Here is an 18,669-nt window from a genome sequence, read left to right as displayed (position 1 = left end):
CCCGTCGTGTGTGAACTGGACGCCCTGTTATTGTCGAGTGGATTTCCTGCGAAGCAGGAGGTCGGCATCCTTTAAGGACCCGTCCGGTGAGGCGGGGAAGGAGTCCGTTGTGACGTCACGCCCTCGCGGCGCGACGGATCCGGGTGGTGAGCGGGAACTGCTCTCCGCCGGTGATGTCGCGCGCACGATCGCCCGGATGGCCCATCAGGTCATCGAGAAGACCGCCCTCGGTGCGGACTCGGGCGCACTCCCCGTGCTCCTCGGGATTCCCACCCGGGGCAGCAGCCTGGCCACCCGTCTCGCGGAGCGGATCGCCGAGTTCACCGGTGTCGCCCCGCCCACGGGCACCCTGGACATCACGCTCTACCGCGACGACCTGCGCCGCCGTCCGACGCGGCCGCTGGCCTCGACGAAGGTGCCCGGGACCGGGATCGACGACCGGGTCGTGATCCTGGTCGACGACGTGCTCTTCTCCGGCCGCACGGTCCGGGCCGCCCTCGACGCGCTGCGCGATCTGGGCCGCCCGCGCGCGGTGCAGCTCGCGGTGCTCGTGGACCGCGGCCACCGCGAGTTCCCGATCCGCGCCGACTACGTGGGCAAGAACGTGCCCACCTCGCGCGCCGAAGAAGTCCTGGTGCTGCTGTCCGAAGTGGATGGGCAGGACGGCGTCCTGCTCCGCGACTCCACCGCGAAGAAGACTGGGGAGAGTTGAGTGAAGCACCTGCTGGCCACCGAGGGCCTTGACCCGGAGCTGGCGACCGCCGTGCTGGACACCGCGGACGGTCTGAAGGAGACCCTGCTCGGCCGTGAGGTGCGCAAGCTGCCGACCCTGCGCGGGCGCACCGTGATCACGCTGTTCTACGAGAACTCGACCCGCACGCGGGTGTCGTTCGAGATCGCGGGCAAGTGGATGAGCGCGGACGTGGTGAACGTCTCCGCGAGCGGATCTTCGGTGAGCAAGGGCGAATCGCTGCGCGACACCGCGCTGACCCTGGCCGCCGCCGGTGCCGACTGCGTGATCATCCGCCATCCCGCCTCGGGGGCGGCGCACCGGCTCGCCGGCTGGCTCGCCGAGGCCGGTACCGCGGTCGTCAACGCCGGGGACGGGATGCACGAGCACCCGACCCAGGCGCTGCTGGACGCGGCCACCCTGCGGGAGCGGCTGGGCGGACTGCGCGACCGCCGGATCGCCATCGTCGGCGACGTGCTGCACAGCAGGGTCGCCCGGTCGAACATCCACCTGCTCACCGCGCTCGGCGCCGAGGTGGTGCTGATCGCCCCACCGACACTGCTGCCCGCCGGGGTCGAGGCGCTGCCGGTGACGGTGTCCCACGAACTCGACGCGGAACTGCCCGCGGCCGACGCGGTGATGATGCTGCGGGTGCAGGCCGAACGCATGCACGGCGGGTTCTTCCCGTCGGCCAGGGAGTACTCGATCGCCTACGGCCTCAACGAGAAGCGGTTGAAACTGCTGCCCGCGCACGGGGTGGTCCTGCACCCCGGGCCGATGCTGCGGGGGATGGAGATCGCCTCGGCCGTGGCCGACGCCCCCGCCTCCGCGATCACCGAGCAGGTCCGCAACGGGGTGCACGTGCGCATGGCCGTGCTGTACCACCTGCTGGCCTCGGAGACAGAAGGAACGGCATGAGCGACCAGATCCTGATCAGGGGTGCCCGGCTCTACGGCGAGGGCATCGGAGTGGACGTGCTGGTCGCCGACGGGATCATCGCGCATATCGGCGAGGCCGGTGCGGTCGAGCCCGAAGGGGACACCGAGATCATCGAGGCGGCGGGCCAGGTACTGCTGCCCGGTTTCGTCGACCTGCACACCCACCTGCGTGAGCCCGGGCGCGAGGACACCGAGACGATCGCCACCGGCTCGGCCGCCGCGGCGCTCGGCGGGTACACCGCGGTGTTCGCGATGGCCAACACCGATCCGGTCGCCGACAACGCGGTCGTGGTCGAGCACGTGTGGCGGCGGGGCCGGGAGGCCGGGCTGGTCGACGTGCACCCGGTCGGCGCGGTGACGGTGGGCCTGAAGGGCGAGCGGCTGGCCGAACTGGGCACGATGGCCAGGTCCGCGGCCGGGGTGCGGATGTTTTCCGACGACGGACACTGCGTGGCCGACCCGCTGATCATGCGGCGGGCGCTGGAGTACTCCACCGCGCTGGGTGCGGTCATCGCGCAGCACGCCGAGGAGCCGCGGCTGACGGTCGGGGCGCAGGCGCACGAGGGGGAGCGTGCCTCCCGCCTCGGTTACGCCGGCTGGCCCGCTGCCGCGGAGGAGTCGATCGTCGCCCGCGACTGCCTGTTGGCCCAGCACGCGCGGGCCCGCCTGCACGTCTGCCACGTGTCCACCGCGGGCACCGCCGACGTGCTGCGCTGGGCCAAGGGCAGGCCGGGCGGAGCCGGGATCTCCGCCGAGGTGACCCCGCACCACCTGCTGCTGACCGACGAGCGGCTGGAGACCTACGACCCGGTCAACAAGGTCAACCCGCCGCTGCGCGCCGAAAGCGACGCACTCCGCCTCCGGGAGGCGCTGGCCGAAGGGGTCATCGACTGCGTGGCCACCGACCACGCGCCGCACGCCGTGCAGGACAAGGACTGCGAGTGGGCCCAGGCCCGGCCGGGCATGCTCGGCCTGCAGACCGCGTTGTCCGTGGTGGCGGAGACGATGGTCCGCCCCGGGCTGCTGGACTGGCGCGGGGTGGCCAGGGTGATGAGCGAACGGCCCGCCGAGATCGCCGGGCTGGCGGACCAGGGCAGGCCGCTGGTCGCCGGGGAACCGGCGAACCTGGTGCTCGTCGACCCGGACGCGGAGTGGACGGTGCGCGGGGCGGAACTGGCCAGTATCGCGGCGAACACGCCGTACGAGGGGATGCGGCTGCCCGCCGTGGTGACCCTCACGCTGCTGCGCGGGCGCATCACGGCGCGCGAAGGGAAAATCGGCTGATGGAACGATGGTTGCTGACCCTGGCCGTCCTGGCCTGCCTGCTGCTCGCCCTGTGGGGCATGCGCGTGGGCTGGCGACGGCGGGCCCGCTCGCAGAGCGTCCTGGTGCCGCCGTTCCCCACGGTTCCGGACGAGCCGGGGGAGCCGCTGCTGGAGACGGCGGGCCTGTACGTGAGCACCACGACCGCGGGCAACTGGCAGGACCGGATCGTCACCCGCGGCATGGGCCTGCGGGGCCGGGCGGTGCTGCGCCGCTACCCCGGCGGGATCGAGGTCGACCGGGCCGGGGCGCCGGGGTTCTGGATCCCGGCGGACTCGCTGACCGGGGTCCGGCGCGCGAGCGCGATCGCCGGGAAGGTGATGGGGACCGACAGCCTGCTGGTGTTCACCTGGCGGCTGGGCGGGGTCGAACTGGACACCGGATTCCGCGGCGACGACCTCGAGGTCTATCCACAGTGGACGGAAAGCGTGCAGAACGAGATCAAGGGAGGTGCCCAGTGAGCGGGAAGACACCGGCGGCGCTGGTACTGGAAGACGGCCGGGTGTTCCGTGGCTGGGCGTACGGGGCGCAGGGGACGACCCTGGGCGAAGCGGTGTTCTGCACCGGCATGACCGGCTACCAGGAGACCCTGACCGATCCCTCCTACCACCGTCAGATCGTGGTGCAGACGGCGCCGCAGATCGGCAACACCGGGTGGAACGACGAGGACGACGAATCGTCGAAGATCTGGGTTTCCGGTTACGTGGTGCGGGATCCGGCCCGGATCCCGTCGAACTGGCGCTCCCGCCGGTCCCTGGACGAAGAACTGGCGCGCCAGGGCGTGGTGGGCATCTCCGGGGTGGACACCCGTGCGCTGACCCGGCACCTGCGCGAGCAGGGCGCGATGCGGGCCGGGGTGTTCTCCGGCGACGGGCTCGCCGGGGACGACGCGATGCGCGAGAAGGTGCTGGCGAGCCCGCCGATGAAGGGCGCCGACCTGGCCGGTGAGGTCACCACGGCCCAGCCGTACGTCATCGCGGCGCAGGGGGAGCGCCGCTACCGCGTGGCCGCGCTGGACCTGGGCATCAAGTCGAACACGCCGCGGCAGATGAGCCGCCGCGGGATCGAGGTGCACGTGCTGCCCGCCGGCAGCACGGTCGAGGACCTGCTCGGCATCGAGCCGGACGGGGTGTTCCTGTCGAACGGCCCCGGGGACCCGGAGACCCAGGCGCACGCGATCGCGCTGACCGGGGAAATCCTGCGCCGCGAGATCCCGCTGTTCGGCATCTGCTTCGGCAACCAGATCCTCGGCCGGGCGCTGGGCCTGGACACCTACAAGATGCGGTACGGGCACCGGGGCATCAACATCCCGGTGATCGACGTGGAGACCGGACGGGTCGCCATCACCGCGCAGAACCACGGGTTCGCGCTGACCGGTGAGGCCGGGCGGACCTTCGACTCGCCGTTCGGCACCGCCCGCGTCAGCCACTACTGCCCCAACGACGGCACCGTCGAGGGGCTGCGGTGCAGCGACGTGCCCGCGTTCTCGGTGCAGTACCACCCCGAAGCGGCGGCCGGTCCGCACGACGCCAACCCCCTGTTCGACGAGTTCGTCACTCTGATGGAAAAGAAGAGCTCCCGCTGATGCCGAAACGTACTGATATCCAACACGTGCTCGTCATCGGGTCGGGCCCGATCGTCATCGGCCAGGCGGCCGAGTTCGACTACTCGGGCACCCAGGCCTGCCGTGTGCTGCGTGCCGAGGGGCTGCGGGTCAGCCTGGTCAACTCCAACCCGGCCACGATCATGACGGACCCGGAGTTCGCCGACGCCACCTACATCGAGCCGGTCACGCCGGATTTCGTGGAGAAGGTCATCGCCCGCGAGAAGGAGCTGGGCCGTCCGGTCGACGCGCTCCTGGCCACGCTCGGCGGGCAGACCGCGCTGAACACCGCCGTGGCGCTGCACGAGCGCGGGGTGCTCGAGCGCTACGGGGTCGAGCTGATCGGTGCCGACATCGACGCGATCCAGCGCGGTGAGGACCGGCAGAAGTTCAAGGACATCGTGCGGGCGATCGGCGCGGAAGTGCCGCGCAGCCGGGTCTGCCACACCATGGACGAGGTGCGCGAGACGGTGGCCGAGCTCGGCCTGCCGGTGGTCATCCGGCCCTCGTTCACCATGGGCGGTCTCGGTTCCGGCATGGCGCACACCGGCGAGGAGCTGGAGCGGCTCGCGTCCACCGGGCTGGCGGAGTCGCCGGTCACCGAGGTGCTCATCGAGGAGAGCGTCCTCGGCTGGAAGGAATACGAGCTCGAACTGATGCGGGACCGCCACGACAACGTCGTGGTGATCTGCTCGATCGAGAACGTCGACGCGATGGGCGTGCACACCGGGGACTCGGTCACCGTCGCCCCCGCGATGACCCTGACCGACCGCGAGTACCAGCACATGCGCGACGTCGGCATCGCGGTGCTGCGCGAGGTCGGCGTGGACACCGGTGGCTGCAACATCCAGTTCGCGATCAACCCGGACGACGGGCGCATGGTCGTGATCGAGATGAACCCGCGGGTGTCGCGGTCTTCGGCGCTGGCGTCGAAGGCGACCGGCTTCCCGATCGCCAAGATCGCCGCGAAGCTGGCCATCGGCTACACCCTCGACGAGATCCGCAACGACATCACCGGGGAGACCCCGGCGTCCTTCGAGCCGACGCTGGACTACGTGGTGGTCAAGGTGCCGCGGTTCGCCTTCGAAAAGTTCCCCGGCGCGGACCCGACGCTGACCACGACGATGAAGAGCGTCGGCGAGGCGATGGCGCTGGGCCGCAGCTTCCCCGAGGCGCTCGGCAAGGCGATGCGCTCCATCGACACCAAGGCGGCCGGGTTCTGGACCCGTCCCGACCCGGAGGGCGCCACCCTCGAGTCGACGCTGGCGGACCTGCGCACCCCGCACGACGCCCGCCTGTACGCGGTGGAGCGTGCGCTGCGGCTGGGTGCCACCGTGGAGCAGGTGCACGAGGCCAGCGGGATCGACCCGTGGTTCATCGACCAGATCGCGCTGATCGGCGAGGTCGGCGCCGCGGTGCGGGACGCGCCGGTGCTGACCGAGGCGCTGCTGCGGGAGGCCAAGCGCACCGGGCTGTCGGACCAGCAGATCGCCGCGCTGCGGCCGGAACTGGCCGGTGAGGGCGGGGTCCGCTCGCTGCGGCACCGCCTGGGCGTGCGCCCGGTGTTCAAGACCGTGGACACCTGCGCCGCCGAGTTCGCGGCCAAGACGCCCTACCACTACTCGGCCTACGAGTACGACGCCGGGACCGCGGAATCCGAGATCACCCCGCAGCCGGACAAGCCGAAGGTGCTCATCCTCGGATCGGGCCCGAACCGGATCGGGCAGGGCATCGAGTTCGACTACTCGTGCGTGCACGCGGCCATCGCGCTGCGCGAGGCCGGGTTCGAGGCCGTCATGGTCAACTGCAACCCGGAGACGGTGTCCACCGACTACGACACCTCCGACCGCCTGTACTTCGAGCCGCTCACCTTCGAGGACGTGCTCGAGGTGGTCCACGCGGAGCAGGCCTCCGGCACGGTGGCCGGGGTGATCGTGCAGCTGGGCGGGCAGACCCCGCTCGGGCTGGCGCAGCGGCTGGCCGACGCGGGCGTGCCGATCGTGGGCACCCCGCCGGAGGCGATCGACCTCGCCGAGGACCGCGGCGCCTTCGGGGAGGTGCTCGGCGACGCCGGGCTGCCCGCCCCGGCCTACGGCACCGCGACCTCCTTCGAAGGCGCGAAGCGGATCGCCGACGAGATCGGCTACCCGGTGCTGGTGCGGCCCTCGTACGTGCTGGGCGGCCGCGGGATGGAGATCGTCTACGACGAGGCTTCGCTGGCCGGCTACATCCGGCGGGCCACCGAGGTCAGCCCGGAGCACCCGGTGCTGGTGGACCGGTTCCTCGACGACGCGATCGAGATCGACGTCGACGCGCTGTTCGACGGCGAGGAGCTGTACCTCGGCGGCGTGATGGAGCACATCGAGGAGGCCGGGATCCACTCCGGCGACTCCTCGTGCGCGCTGCCGCCGATCACCCTGGGCCGCCTCGACATCGAGACGGTGCGCGCCTCCACCGAGGCGATCGCGCGGGGTGTCGGGGTGCGGGGCCTGCTCAACGTGCAGTACGCGCTCAAGGACGACGTGCTCTACGTGCTGGAGGCGAATCCTCGGGCGAGCCGCACGGTGCCGTTCGTGTCCAAGGCGACCGGGGTGCCGCTGGCGAAGGCCGCTTCGCTGGTCATGACCGGCTCGACGATCAAGCAGCTGCGGGCCGCCGGGGTGCTGCCCGCCGAGGGTGACGGCGGCGCGCTGCCCGCCGACGCCCCGGTGGCGGTGAAGGAGGCCGTGCTGCCCTTCCACCGGTTCCGCACGCCGGAGGGCATGGGCGTGGATTCGCTGCTCGGGCCGGAGATGAAGTCGACCGGTGAGGTCATGGGGGTGGACACCTCCTTCGGCAAGGCCTTCGCCAAGTCGCAGGCCGGGGCCTACGGTTCGCTGCCGACCTCGGGCCGGGTGTTCGTGTCGGTGGCCAACCGGGACAAGCGGGCGCTGGTGTTCCCGGTGAAGCGGCTGGCCGACCTCGGGTTCGAGATCCTCGCGACCTCGGGTACCGCGGAGGTGCTGCGCCGCAACGGCGTGGCCTGCACGGTGGTGCGCAAGCACACCGAGAACGGGCCGGAAGCGGTGCCGGGGCCCAACATCGTCGACGTGATCCTCGACGGCGCCGTGGACATGGTGATCAACACCCCGTACGGCAACAGCGGACCGCGGATCGACGGCTACGAGATCCGGACGGCGGCGGTGTCGCGGGACATCCCGTGCATCACCACGGTGCAGGGCGCGGCCGCGGCTGTGCACGGCATCGAGGCGCTCATCCGCGGGGACATCGGGGTGCGCTCGCTGCAGGACCTGCAGGCCGCCCTGCGGGCCGGGGAGTGAGGCGCACGGGCGCGTCCGCGCTGCGCCGAAAGGAGTCACGATGACTGAACCGTTCGGGCGCAGGCTCGCCGAGCGGACGGCGGAGCGCGGAGCTCTGTGCGCGGGGATCGACCCGCACCCGGGGTTGCTGGACGCGTGGGGTCTGCCACGGTCGGTGTCCGGTCTCGAGAAGTTCGCCCTGGGCGCGGTGGAGGTGCTCGCCGCGGAGGCGGCGGTGATCAAGCCGCAGTCGGCCTTTTTCGAGGCCTACGGGGCCGCTGGGGTCGCCGTTCTGGCCCGGGTGATCAACTACGCCCGCCAGGGGGGTGCGCTCGTCCTGCTGGACGTGAAGCGGGGAGACATCGGTTCCACCATGGGCGCCTACACCGCCGCGTATCTGGACGGTGACAGCGAGCTCGCGGCCGACGCGGTGACGGTGTCGCCGTACCTGGGCTTCGGCTCGCTGGTCCCGGCGATCGAAACCGCGCGGGCGGCGGGCCGGGGCGTGTTCGTGCTCGCGCGCACTTCGAACCCGGAGGCGTGGCAGTTGCAGAATGCCTTGCTGCCCAACGGAAAGACCGTCGCGCAGTCCATTGTGGATGAGGCGGCGGCGGTGAACCGGGGTGTGGCGCCGCTCGGGGACGTCGGTGTGGTGGTCGGGGCCACCGTCGCGCCCGGCGAACTCGACCTGGACGCGCTCAACGGACCCGTGCTGGCCCCGGGTTTCGGGGCGCAGGGCGCCACCGTGGGTGATCTTCGCAGGCTGTTCGGCACGGCGCTGCGGGGCGTGCTCCCGGCATCCTCCAGGGACCTCCTGCGGCATGGGCCGGACCCCGCCGCGCTGCGGGCGGCCGTGCGGAGGATCCAGGCTTCGATCAGTGAATGAGCGTTAATATCAGGCCCCGCAATCGGAACTGACCAGCCACCCCCGCATTGTGGCCGGTGGCCGGGGGTGGGTACCGTCGCGTCACCCACCCGGAATTTTGAGTACTACGGAGGAAAACGTGGCACTTCCCCAGCTGACCGAGGAACAGCGCAAGGCGGCGCTGGAGAAGGCCGCTGCCGCTCGTCGTGCCCGCGCGGAGCTGAAGGAACGCCTCAAGCGGGGCGGTACCACCCTGACTGATGTGCTCAAGCAGGCCGACGAGGACGAGGTTCTCGGCAAGATGAAGGTTTCCGCTTTGCTGGAGGCGCTTCCGGGCGTCGGCAAGGTGCGCGCTCAGCAGACCATGGAGCGCCTGGAAATCGCGCCGAGCCGGCGGCTTCGCGGCCTCGGCGACCGGCAGCGCAAGGCGCTGCTGGCCGAGTTCAGCGGCGAGTGAGCGACACAGGTAACCACGTGGCAGCGGCCGGGGACACCGGCCGTGCGACACACGGTGAGCCGGTTCCGGGACGTTCGTCCCGGCGTCGGCTCACCGTCGTCTCGGGACCGTCCGGGGTCGGCAAGTCCAGCGTGGTCTCAGAGTTGCGACGGCTGGATCCGGACATCTACTTCAGCGTTTCGGTGACCACCCGGGCCCCCCGGCCCGGCGAGGTCGACGGGGCGCACTACCACTTCATCGACCGCGCGATGTTCGACAAGATGGTCGCCGCGGGAGAGTTGCTCGAGCACGCGGAGTTCGCGGGAAACTGCTATGGCACCCCGCGCGAGCCCGTCGAGCGGGCGCTGGCCGAGGGCAGGCAGGCGGTACTGGAGATCGAGCTGCAGGGCGCCCGGCAGGTCCGGGCGGCGATGCCCGAGGCCCGGCTGGTGATGCTGATGCCGCCCTCGTGGGAGGAGCTCGTCGGCAGGCTCACCGGCCGCGGCACCGAGGAGGAGGCCGCGGTCAAGGCGCGGCTGGCCGAGGCGGAGCGCGAACTGGCGGCGGCGGGGGAGTTCGACGTGCGTGTCGTCAACGCCGACGTGCGGACCGCGGCCGGGCAGTTGTTAGACTTGATGAACACGGACTTCGAATCGATTCGGGAGCATCACGAGTGACTTCAGCGCTGGGTACTGCCCATGGCGAAGAGTTGGAAGGCATCACCAACCCGCCGATCGACGATCTGCTGGCGAAGGTCAGTTCCAAGTACGCGCTGGTGATCTACGCCGCCAAGCGTGCCCGTCAGATCAACGACTACTACGCGCAGCTGGGCGAGGGTCTGCTGGAGTACGTCGGCCCGCTGGTCGAGCCGGGACCCCGCGAGAAGCCGCTGTCGATCGCGCTGCGCGAGATCCACGGCGGTCTGCTCGAGCACACCGAAGGTGAGTGAGCGGCCCCGGGTCGTCCTGGGCGTGGGCGGCGGCATCGCCGCCTACAAGGCCTGCGAGGTGCTGCGCCGGCTGACCGAATCGGGTCACGACGTGCGGGTGGTGCCCACCGCCGCCGCGCTGAACTTCGTCGGCGCGGCCACCTTCGAGGCGCTCTCCGGGCATCCCGTGCACACCGGCGTGTTCACCGAGGTGCCCGAGGTCCAGCACGTCCGCGTCGGCAAGGAGGCGGATCTGGTGCTGGTGGTGCCCGCCACCGCCGATCTGCTGGCCCGCGCGGCGCACGGGCTGGCCGACGACCTGCTGACCAACACCCTGCTCACCGCGCGGTGCCCGGTCGCGTTCTTCCCGGCCATGCACACCGAGATGTGGGAACACCCCGCGACCCGCGACAACGTGGCGCTGCTGCGCTCGCGCGGTGTGGTGGTGGCCGAACCGGCTTCCGGCAGGCTGACCGGCGTGGACACCGGCAAGGGCAGGCTGCCCGACCCGGCCGAGATCGCCGACCTGGCGCGCCTGCTGCTCGCGCGGCCCGACGCGCTGCCCCGCGACCTGCACGGGCTGCGGGTGGTGGTGTCCGCCGGTGGCACGCGCGAGCCGCTCGACCCGGTCCGCTACCTGGGCAACCGGTCCTCGGGCAAGCAGGGCTACGCGCTGGCCAGGGTGGCCGCCCAGCGGGGCGCCGAGGTCGTCCTGGTCGCCGCGCACACGGCGGCCCTGCCCGAACCCGCCGGAGTTGATCTTCGTCACGTGTCCACCGCGCTGGAGATGCGCGACGCAGTGCTGGAGGCGGCCCAGGCCGCCGACGTCGTGGTGATGGCCGCCGCGGTGGCCGATTTCCGGCCCGCGGCCCGGGTGGAACACAAGATCAAGAAATCGGAGGACCGGCCCGATCCGGAGATTTCGCTCGTGCGAAATCCGGACATCCTCGCCGAGCTGGTCGAAAACCGGAAACCCGACCAGGTCGTCGTGGGTTTCGCCGCCGAAACCGGCGACGAACAAGGTAGCGTGCTGGATCACGCCCGCGCGAAGCTCCGGCGCAAGGGCTGTGACCTGCTGGTGGTCAACGCGGTCGGTGACGGCCGCGCGTTCGAGGTCGAGGACAACGCGGGCTGGCTGCTGGCGGCCGACGGCACGGAGCGGGCCATTCCGCTCGGGTCGAAGGCGCAGCTCGCGGCCACAGTGTGGGATGCCGTGTCGGAGTACGGCAAGCGTTGACCGGCCGTTGAGAATTTCTCGTACGCTGGACGGGACACCGTCGGCCATGCCGCCGCGGTGCCGCCGGAACACCGGCGTCAGAGTTTGATGGGATGTGACGAGCGTCGTGACCGAAACGACCCGCAGGTTGTTCACCTCCGAGTCCGTGACGGAGGGGCACCCGGACAAGATCTGCGACGCCATCAGCGACTCCATTCTGGACGCGCTGCTGGCGAAGGACCCCCGCAGCCGGGTCGCGGTCGAAACACTCATCACCACCGGCCAGGTGCACGTCGCCGGCGAGGTGACGACCGAGGCCTACGCCGACATCCCGACGATCGTGCGGGAGAAGATCCTCGAGATCGGGTACGACTCCTCCGCCAAGGGCTTCGACGGCAACTCCTGCGGGGTGAACGTCGCGATCGGGTCCCAGTCGCCCGACATCGCGCAGGGCGTGGACACCGCCTACGAGACCCGGCTCGAGAACGCGCTGGACGAGATCGACCGCCAGGGCGCGGGCGACCAGGGCCTGATGTTCGGCTACGCCTGCTCGGACACCCCCGAGCTGATGCCGCTGCCGATCGCGCTGGCGCACCGCCTGTCGCAGCGGCTCACCAGGGTCCGCAAGGAGGGCGTGCTGCCCTACCTGCGCCCGGACGGCAAGACCCAGGTCACCATCGAGTACGCCGGGGACCAGCCCGTCCGGCTGGACACCGTGGTCGTGTCCACCCAGCACGCCGAGGGCATCGACCTGGAGACGATGCTCGGCGTCGACGTGCGCGAGCACGTCGTCGCACCGGAGCTGGCGGGCCTCGGCCTCGAGACGGAAGACCTCCGGCTCCTGGTGAACCCCACCGGCCGGTTCGTGATCGGCGGCCCGATGGGGGACGCGGGCCTGACCGGCCGCAAGATCATCGTCGACACCTACGGCGGCATGGCCCGCCACGGCGGCGGCGCCTTCTCCGGCAAGGACCCGTCCAAGGTGGACCGTTCGGCGGCCTACGCGATGCGCTGGGTGGCCAAGAACGTGGTGTCCGCGGGGCTGGCGTCCCGGGTGGAGGTCCAGGTCGCGTACGCGATCGGCAAGGCCACGCCCGTGGGGCTGTTCGTGGAGACCTTCGGCACCGAGACGGTGGACCCGGTCAAGATCCAGTCCGCCATCACCGAGGTGTTCGACCTGCGCCCGGCCGCGATCATCCGCGACCTCGACCTGCTGCGCCCGATCTACACGCCCACCGCGGCCTACGGTCACTTCGGACGGCCGGAGCTGAACCTGCCGTGGGAGAACACCGACCGTGCCGCCGACCTGCGCAGTGCCGCCGGCGCCTGACCCGGTCCGCCGTGGCGGTCCGGACTGTCGGGGCCTTCTGGTAGAGATCAGCGGGTGACCGGCCCCCAGACTCCGCCCCTGTGGGACCTCCCCAAGGCGAAGCGCGCCGCGGGGAGGCCCGCTGCCGCCCGCAAGGGGCAGCAGCGGCCGGCCGAGCGCGATCCGATCGCCCGGATCGTGGTGGACGTGCCGCTCGCGCACCTGGACCGCACCTTCGACTACCAGGTGCCCGCGCAGCTGGACGAGGCGGCGGTGCCCGGATGCCGGGTGCGGGTGCGGTTCGCGGGGCAGCTCGTCGACGGGTTCCTGCTCGAACGCGCCGCCACCACCGGGCACACCGGCAGGCTGGCCTTCCTGGAGCGGGTCGTCTCCAGTGAACCGGTGCTCGGGCCGTCGCTGGCGTCGCTCGCCCGTACCGTCGCCGAACGCTACGGCGGCACCCTGATCGACGTGCTGCGCCTGGCCATCCCGCCCCGTCACGCCAAGGCCGAGGCCGAGCCCGCGGGCCCGCCCGCACCGGCGCCGCCCGTGCCCGCGACCACCGGCTGGGGCCGCTACCAGCGCGGAACGGCCTTCCTGGACGCGCTGCGCGGGCAGCGGCAGGCCCACGCCGTCTGGCAGGCGCTGCCGGGGGAGGACTGGCCGTCCCGGCTGGCGGAGGCCGCCGCGACGGTGGCCTCGGGCGGGCGCGGTGCGGTGCTGGTGGTGCCGGACCAGCGGGACCTCGTGCGCCTGCACGCCGCGTGCGCGCGCCTGGCCGGGGAGGGCGCCGTGGTGGCCTTGTCGGCCGACGTGGGGCCCGCCGAGCGCTATCGCCGGTGGCTCGCCGTCGCCCGGGGGCTGTCCCGCATCGTGGTGGGCACCCGGGCGGCGATGTTCGCCCCGGTCGCCGACCCCGGGCTGTTCGTGGTCTGGGACGACGGCGACGATCTGCACGTCGATCCCCATATGCCCTATCCGCAGGTGCGTGACGTGCTGACGCTGCGGGCCCACGCCGAGCGGGCTTCGCTCGTGGTCGCCGGGTACGCCCGCACCGCCGAAGCCCAGCTGCTCGTCGAGTCCGGCTGGGCCCACGCGGTGATCGCCTCCTGGGACGAGCTGCGCAGGGCCGCACCCCGCGTCACCCCCGTCGGGGAGGACTTCGACGTGGCCCGGGACGAGGCGGCGCGGGCCGCCCGCCTGCCCGCGGTGGCCTTCGAGGCCGCCCGGCAGGCCCTGTCCGCCGGGGCCCCGGTGCTGGTCCAGGTGCCCCGGCGCGGGTATGTCCCGGCGCTGGCCTGCGCCCGGTGCCGCACCCCCGCGCACTGCCGCCGCTGCGCGGGGCCGCTGGCGTTGTCCGGTGGTGCGGGGCGCCCGCCGAGCTGCCGCTGGTGCGGTGCCCCCGACGGCGGCTTCCGCTGCGTGGCCTGCGGTTCGACCCGGCTGCGGGCGATGGTCGTCGGCTCCCAGCGCACCGCCGAGGAGCTGGGACGGGCCTTCCCCGGTGTCCCGGTGCGGACCTCGGGGGCACGGGAGGTGCTGGCCACCGTGCCCGGGAAACCGGCGCTGGTGGTGTGCACGCCGGGCGCCGAACCGGTGGCCGAGGGCGGTTACGGTGCCGCCCTGCTCCTGGACGGCTGGGCGCTGCTGGGCAGGCAGGACCTGCGGGCCGCGGAGGAGACCCTGCGCCGCTGGCTGGCCGCGGCGGCGCTGGTGCGGCCGTCGGCCGCGGGCGGCCGCGTCGTGGTCGGCGCGGAGGCGGGGCTCACCCCCGTGCAGGCCCTCGTCCGCTGGGATCCCGCCTGGCACGCCGAACGCGAACTGGCCGAGCGCGCCGGACTCGCCTTCCCGCCCGCGGTACGCATGGCGAGCGTGGAGGGCACGCCCGGGGCGGTGGCGGCGCTGCTGGAGGAACTGGTGCTGCCCGATTCCGGGGAACTGCTCGGTCCCGTTCCGGTGGGGCGGGCCGACGAGGAGGGCCGGACCGAGCGGGAACGCATGCTCATCCGGGTGCCGCGCTCCGACGGCCGCGCCCTGGCCACCGCACTGGCCACCGCCCAGGCCCAGCGCGTCGCCCGCAAGGAGGCCGATCCCGTCCGCATCCAGCTCGACCCCCTGGAGATCATCTAGGAAGTGTTCTGGCAGGGACTTGCGTGGCGGTGCAGGTAGCGGAACCTCAGGCGTCTTCTCGCTGTGGGATCGCCTCCTCATGAATGCCAAACCACGTCGGCGCTGTCCTCACGAGAAGACGCCTGAGAACCCGCGGCGGCGCAAGCGGCTTCGCCGCTTTCGAAGAACCGGCTGGTCCTGCCAGGCGTCTCTCAGGGCACGGGTGATCGGGGCGGCGGGAGGGTGCCCATAGACTGGACGGCAATGTTCACCCAGTCCTTTACCCAGCCCGAACCCGCCGAGGTGCCTTGATGCGCCTGGTGTTCGCCGGCACCCCGGAACCCGCGGTGCCGTCACTGCAAGCCCTGCTCGACTCGCCGCGGCACGAGGTGGTCGCGGTCGTCACCCGTCCCGACGCGCCCGCGGGGCGGGGCCGGAAGCTGCTGCGCTCGCCCGTCGGCGCGCTCGCCGACGACCACGGGATCGAGGTGCTGACCCCGGCCAAGGCCGGGGAAGCCGAGTTCCTGGACCGGCTGCGCGAACTGGCGCCCGATGCCTGCCCGGTGGTCGCCTACGGCGCGCTGCTGCCGCAGCGTACGCTCGACATCCCGCGCCAAGGCTGGGTGAACCTGCACTTCTCGTTGCTGCCGGCGTGGCGTGGCGCGGCTCCGGTGCAGGCGTCGATCCGGGCCGGTGACGAGATCACCGGCGCCTCCACCTTCCGGATCGTCCGCGAGCTAGACGCCGGGCCCGTCTACGGGGTGGTGACCGAGCCGATCGGCGCGGGCGACACCGCCGGAGCGCTGCTGGACCGCCTCGCGGTCAGCGGCGCCCGGCTGCTGGTATCCACAATGGACGGTATCGAGGACGGCACGCTCGTCCCGGTGCCGCAGCCCGCTGACGGCATCACCTACGCGCCGAAGGTCACCGTGGACGACGCCCGGATCTCCTTCGCCGATCCGGCGGCCGCCGTCGACCGGCACGTGCGGGCGGTGACCCCGGAGCCCGGCGCCTGGGCGCTGTTCCGGGAGGAACGGTTCAAGCTCGGGCCGGTGACCGTGGTGGACGGCCCGGACCTGGCGCCGGGGGAACTGCTGGTCGAGCGCAGGCGCGTGCTCGCGGGCACCGCGACCAAACCGGTGTCGCTGGGTGAAGTGCAGGCGCAGGGCAAGAAACGGATGGCGGCCACCGACTGGGCGCGCGGGACGAGAATCGAACAAGGGGAACGCCTGGTATGAGCCCGGAACGTGAACGCAGGCCGTCTCGGCCGCAACGGGGCAGGCCCGCCCCGCGCAAGCAGGGCCCGCGGCGGCCGCCGGCCCCGGAAGACCCGGCGCGCCGGGTCGCCCTCGATGTGCTGCACGCGGTGCGCGAGCGGGACGCCTACGCCAACCTCGTGCTGCCGGATCTGTTGCGGCAGCGCCGGATCAGCGGCCGGGACGCCGCGCTCGCCACGGAGCTGACCTACGGCGCGTCGCGGGCGCAGGGGCTGCTGGACGCCGTGATCGAAGCCTGCATCGACCGCCCGTTGTCCAAAGTGGATGGGACGGTGCTGGACTGCCTCCGGCTGGGTGCCTACCAGCTGCTGCGCACCCGGGTGCCCGAGCACGCCGCGGTCGACGCGATGGTGAACCTGGCCCGTGCCGACGCGGGTTCCCATGTCGCGGGTTTCGTCAACGCCGTGCTGCGCAAGGTGTCCGAAAAGGACGAGGCGGCCTGGCTGGAGGAGCTCACGCCGGACCGTGACAGCGATCCGATCGGGCACCTCGCGATGCGGACCGCGCACCCGCGCTGGATCGCCCGCGCCTTCGCCGAAGCACTGGGGGACAAGGGGACCGAGCTGCAGGCGGCGCTGGAGGCCGACGACGCCCGGCCCGAGGTACACCTGGTCGCCCGGCCCGGGGAGATCAGCGCGGACGAACTGGCCGCCATCACCGGCGGCGACGTGGCGCCGTACTCGCCCTACGGCGTGCACCTCCCGGCCGGTGCCGGGGACCCCGGGGATTCCGAGCCCGTCAAGGAGAAGCTCGCCGCCGTCCAGGACGAGGGCAGTCAGCTGTGCGCCGTCGCCCTCACCCGGGTCCCGCTGCAGGGGAGCGACGAGCGGTGGCTCGACCTGTGCGCCGGGCCCGGTGGCAAGGCCGCGCTGCTCGGCGCGCTCGCCGGGCTGTCCGGGGCGCGGGTCGACGCCGTCGAGCAGGCCCCGCACCGGGCGCGCCTGGTCGAGAAGGCCACCGAAGGACTTCCCGTGACCGTGCGGGTGGCCGACGGGCGCGATCCCGGGCTGGAGCCCGGCTACGACCGCATCCTCGTCGACGCGCCCTGCAGCGGGCTCGGCGCGCTGCGGCGGCGGCCGGAGGCCCGCTGGCGTCGCAAGCCTTCCGACGTGTCGGACCTGACGAAGCTGCAGAGCCAGCTGCTGGCTTCGGCGTTCGAACTGCTCCGGCCCGGCGGCGTGGTGGCCTACGTGGTGTGTTCCCCGCACCTCGCCGAGACCGAGGGCGTCATCGGCGACGCGGCCCGGCGCGCCAAGGCGGAGATCCTCGACGCGCGCGAGTTCTTCCCCGGCGTTCCGCAGCTGGGGGACGGCCCGTACGTGCAGCTGTGGCCGCACCGGCACGGGACCGACGCGATGTTCTGCGCGGTGCTGCGACGGCCCGAGTGAGGGTCCTCGGCCTGGTGGCGAGCTCGTGCGGGGGCGTGGAATCCCGGTTCCGCACCGAGCTCGCCGAACCCGCCGCCCGGCTGGGGTGGCGCCTGGCGATCACGCTGACGCCCACCGCGGCGCGCTGGCTGGACGACGCCGGAGAGTTGCCGAAGCTCCAGGCACTGACCGATCTCGAGGTGCGCAGCGAGCCGCGGCTGCCCGGCCGTCCGCGGCCGCATCCCGATCCGGAGGCGTTCCTGTTCGCGCCCGCGAGCGCGAACTCGGTGGCCAAGCTCGCGCTCGGCATCGCCGACAACCAGGCGCTGACCGTGCTCGGGGACGTGCTCGGCGATCCCGCGGTCCCCATCGCGGTGGCCTACCAGGTGCGCCCGGCCCGGGCCGGGCACCCGGCCTGGCCCCGGCACCTGGAGGCCCTCGCCTCCGCCGGGGTCCGCCTGCACGCCCTCGGAGAGGCGTGGCGCGACGCCCTGCTCACCCTGCCCGGCGCTGGCCCCGAACCCGGCCCGGGGACCGCCTTCTACACTGCGTAACCGTGGCCCACCGACCTCTTATCGCGCCGAGCATCCTGTCCGCCGACTTCGCCCGCCTGGGCGAGGAGATCCAGGCCGTGGCCGGAACCGGCGACACGCGTGCCGACTGGGTGCACGTCGACGTGATGGACGCGCACTTCGTCCCCAACCTGACCCTGGGCCTTCCGGTCGTGCAGTCCCTGCTCAAGGCGACCGATCTGCCCCTGGACTGCCACCTGATGATCGAGGACCCCGACCGCTGGGCCCCGGCGTACGCCGAGGCGGGCGCCTACAACGTGACGGTCCACGTCGAGGCCGCGCACGACCCGGTCATGCTCGCCAAGAACCTGCGTGCCGCCGGGGCCAAGGCGGGCCTGTCCGTCAAACCGGGCACCCCGCTGGAAGACCACCTGGAAACGCTCAAGCACTACGACACCCTGCTGGTGATGTCGGTCGAGCCGGGATTCGGCGGCCAGTCGTTCATCCCCGAGGTGCTGGACAAGGTCCGCACCGCCCGCAGGCTGGTGGACACCGGGCACCTCAAGGTGCTGGTGGAGATCGACGGCGGGATCAACGCCGACACCATCGAGGCCGCCGCCGAGGCCGGTGTCGACTGCTTCGTCGCCGGGTCGGCCGTCTACGGCGCCCAGGACCCCGGCAAGGCCGTGGCCGCCCTGCGCGAACGCGCGGCCCGGGCCCAGGCCCAGTGATTCCGACCGCAGGACAGGAGACTCCC

Annotated in this window: 17 protein-coding genes; all 17 read left to right on the top strand. The window is 72.4% G+C overall.

What is annotated here, in order from left to right; genetic code table 11:
• The first annotated feature begins 109 nt into the window (after positions 1–109).
• The 17 genes from pyrR to rpe all read left to right on the top strand — a co-directional run bounded on the left by pyrR (position 110) and on the right by rpe (position 18,643).
• Positions 110–712, top strand: coding sequence for a bifunctional pyr operon transcriptional regulator/uracil phosphoribosyltransferase PyrR (pyrR, locus tag ORV05_RS18850; protein WP_326938068.1), 603 nt, complete (start codon positions 110–112; stop codon positions 710–712).
• Entirely contained in the window at positions 713–1,648 is a 936-nt protein-coding gene (locus ORV05_RS18845; RefSeq protein WP_268440768.1) for an aspartate carbamoyltransferase catalytic subunit, read from the top strand. It begins immediately after the preceding gene.
• Complete coding sequence (locus ORV05_RS18840) at positions 1,645–2,952, top strand: dihydroorotase (protein ID WP_268440766.1); 1,308 nt, start codon at positions 1,645–1,647, stop codon at positions 2,950–2,952. Before ORV05_RS18845 ends, ORV05_RS18840 begins: the two co-directional genes overlap by 4 nt.
• A complete protein-coding gene (locus tag ORV05_RS18835) occupies positions 2,952–3,452 on the top strand; it encodes a PH-like domain-containing protein (protein WP_268440764.1) in 501 nt (166 codons plus the stop codon). Before ORV05_RS18840 ends, ORV05_RS18835 begins: the two co-directional genes overlap by 1 nt.
• The gene (gene carA, locus ORV05_RS18830; protein ID WP_268440762.1) at positions 3,449–4,576 is read left to right on the top strand and encodes a glutamine-hydrolyzing carbamoyl-phosphate synthase small subunit; all 1,128 of its coding nucleotides are present in this window, start codon (positions 3,449–3,451) and stop codon (positions 4,574–4,576) included. The genes ORV05_RS18835 and carA overlap by 4 nt, the downstream gene beginning before the upstream one ends.
• A complete protein-coding gene (gene carB / locus ORV05_RS18825; protein WP_268440760.1) occupies positions 4,576–7,914 on the top strand; it encodes a carbamoyl-phosphate synthase large subunit in 3,339 nt (1,112 codons plus the stop codon). The genes carA and carB overlap by 1 nt, the downstream gene beginning before the upstream one ends.
• Positions 7,915–7,954: 40 nt before the next feature.
• Entirely contained in the window at positions 7,955–8,779 is an 825-nt protein-coding gene (pyrF, locus tag ORV05_RS18820) for an orotidine-5'-phosphate decarboxylase (RefSeq protein ID WP_144589684.1), read from the top strand.
• A 118-nt stretch (positions 8,780–8,897) separates the two neighbouring features.
• Positions 8,898–9,215 (top strand): integration host factor, actinobacterial type, encoded by a 318-nt coding sequence (gene mihF / locus ORV05_RS18815; RefSeq protein ID WP_017983071.1) that lies wholly within the window; start codon positions 8,898–8,900, stop codon positions 9,213–9,215.
• Positions 9,212–9,871 (top strand): guanylate kinase, encoded by a 660-nt coding sequence (gmk, locus tag ORV05_RS18810; protein WP_268440758.1) that lies wholly within the window; start codon positions 9,212–9,214, stop codon positions 9,869–9,871. The genes mihF and gmk overlap by 4 nt, the downstream gene beginning before the upstream one ends.
• Positions 9,868–10,143, top strand: coding sequence for a DNA-directed RNA polymerase subunit omega (gene rpoZ, locus ORV05_RS18805; protein ID WP_144589690.1), 276 nt, complete (start codon positions 9,868–9,870; stop codon positions 10,141–10,143). Before gmk ends, rpoZ begins: the two co-directional genes overlap by 4 nt.
• On the top strand, positions 10,136–11,359 hold the full coding sequence (gene coaBC / locus ORV05_RS18800; RefSeq protein ID WP_268440755.1) for a bifunctional phosphopantothenoylcysteine decarboxylase/phosphopantothenate--cysteine ligase CoaBC: 1,224 nt from the start codon (positions 10,136–10,138) through the stop codon (positions 11,357–11,359). Before rpoZ ends, coaBC begins: the two co-directional genes overlap by 8 nt.
• Positions 11,360–11,465: 106 nt before the next feature.
• Entirely contained in the window at positions 11,466–12,668 is a 1,203-nt protein-coding gene (gene metK, locus ORV05_RS18795; RefSeq protein ID WP_268440753.1) for a methionine adenosyltransferase, read from the top strand.
• Between the two features lie 54 nt (positions 12,669–12,722).
• On the top strand, positions 12,723–14,777 hold the full coding sequence (locus ORV05_RS18790; RefSeq protein ID WP_268440751.1) for a primosomal protein N': 2,055 nt from the start codon (positions 12,723–12,725) through the stop codon (positions 14,775–14,777).
• Between the two features lie 290 nt (positions 14,778–15,067).
• Positions 15,068–15,994, top strand: a complete 927-nt coding sequence (gene fmt / locus ORV05_RS18785) for a methionyl-tRNA formyltransferase (RefSeq protein WP_268440749.1) — start codon at positions 15,068–15,070, stop codon at positions 15,992–15,994.
• On the top strand, positions 15,991–17,421 hold the full coding sequence (locus ORV05_RS18780) for an RsmB/NOP family class I SAM-dependent RNA methyltransferase (protein ID WP_268440747.1): 1,431 nt from the start codon (positions 15,991–15,993) through the stop codon (positions 17,419–17,421). Before fmt ends, ORV05_RS18780 begins: the two co-directional genes overlap by 4 nt.
• Positions 17,418–17,954, top strand: a complete 537-nt coding sequence (locus ORV05_RS18775; protein WP_268440745.1) for a flavoprotein — start codon at positions 17,418–17,420, stop codon at positions 17,952–17,954. Before ORV05_RS18780 ends, ORV05_RS18775 begins: the two co-directional genes overlap by 4 nt.
• Positions 17,955–17,956: 2 nt before the next feature.
• Complete coding sequence (gene rpe / locus ORV05_RS18770) at positions 17,957–18,643, top strand: ribulose-phosphate 3-epimerase (RefSeq protein ID WP_268440743.1); 687 nt, start codon at positions 17,957–17,959, stop codon at positions 18,641–18,643.
• The last annotated feature ends 26 nt before the right edge of the window (positions 18,644–18,669 follow it).

Source organism: Amycolatopsis cynarae (assembly GCF_026802195.1).
In the GTDB taxonomy this organism is placed as follows: Bacteria; Actinomycetota; Actinomycetes; order Mycobacteriales; family Pseudonocardiaceae; genus Amycolatopsis_E; species Amycolatopsis_E rhizosphaerae.
Note: the sequence above shows the minus strand (reverse complement) of the source record. Positions and strands in the feature narration are given on the sequence as shown.

Coding starts and splice junctions, on each gene's coding strand:
- ORV05_RS18840 (WP_268440766.1), top strand. CDS start 1,645: ATGAGCGACCAGATCCTGATCAGGGGTGCCCGGCTCTACGGCGAGGGC.
- ORV05_RS18835 (WP_268440764.1), top strand. CDS start 2,952: ATGGAACGATGGTTGCTGACCCTGGCCGTCCTGGCCTGCCTGCTGCTC.
- carB (WP_268440760.1), top strand. CDS start 4,576: ATGCCGAAACGTACTGATATCCAACACGTGCTCGTCATCGGGTCGGGC.
- pyrF (WP_144589684.1), top strand. CDS start 7,955: ATGACTGAACCGTTCGGGCGCAGGCTCGCCGAGCGGACGGCGGAGCGC.
- fmt (WP_268440749.1), top strand. CDS start 15,068: ATGCGCCTGGTGTTCGCCGGCACCCCGGAACCCGCGGTGCCGTCACTG.
- ORV05_RS18780 (WP_268440747.1), top strand. CDS start 15,991: ATGAGCCCGGAACGTGAACGCAGGCCGTCTCGGCCGCAACGGGGCAGG.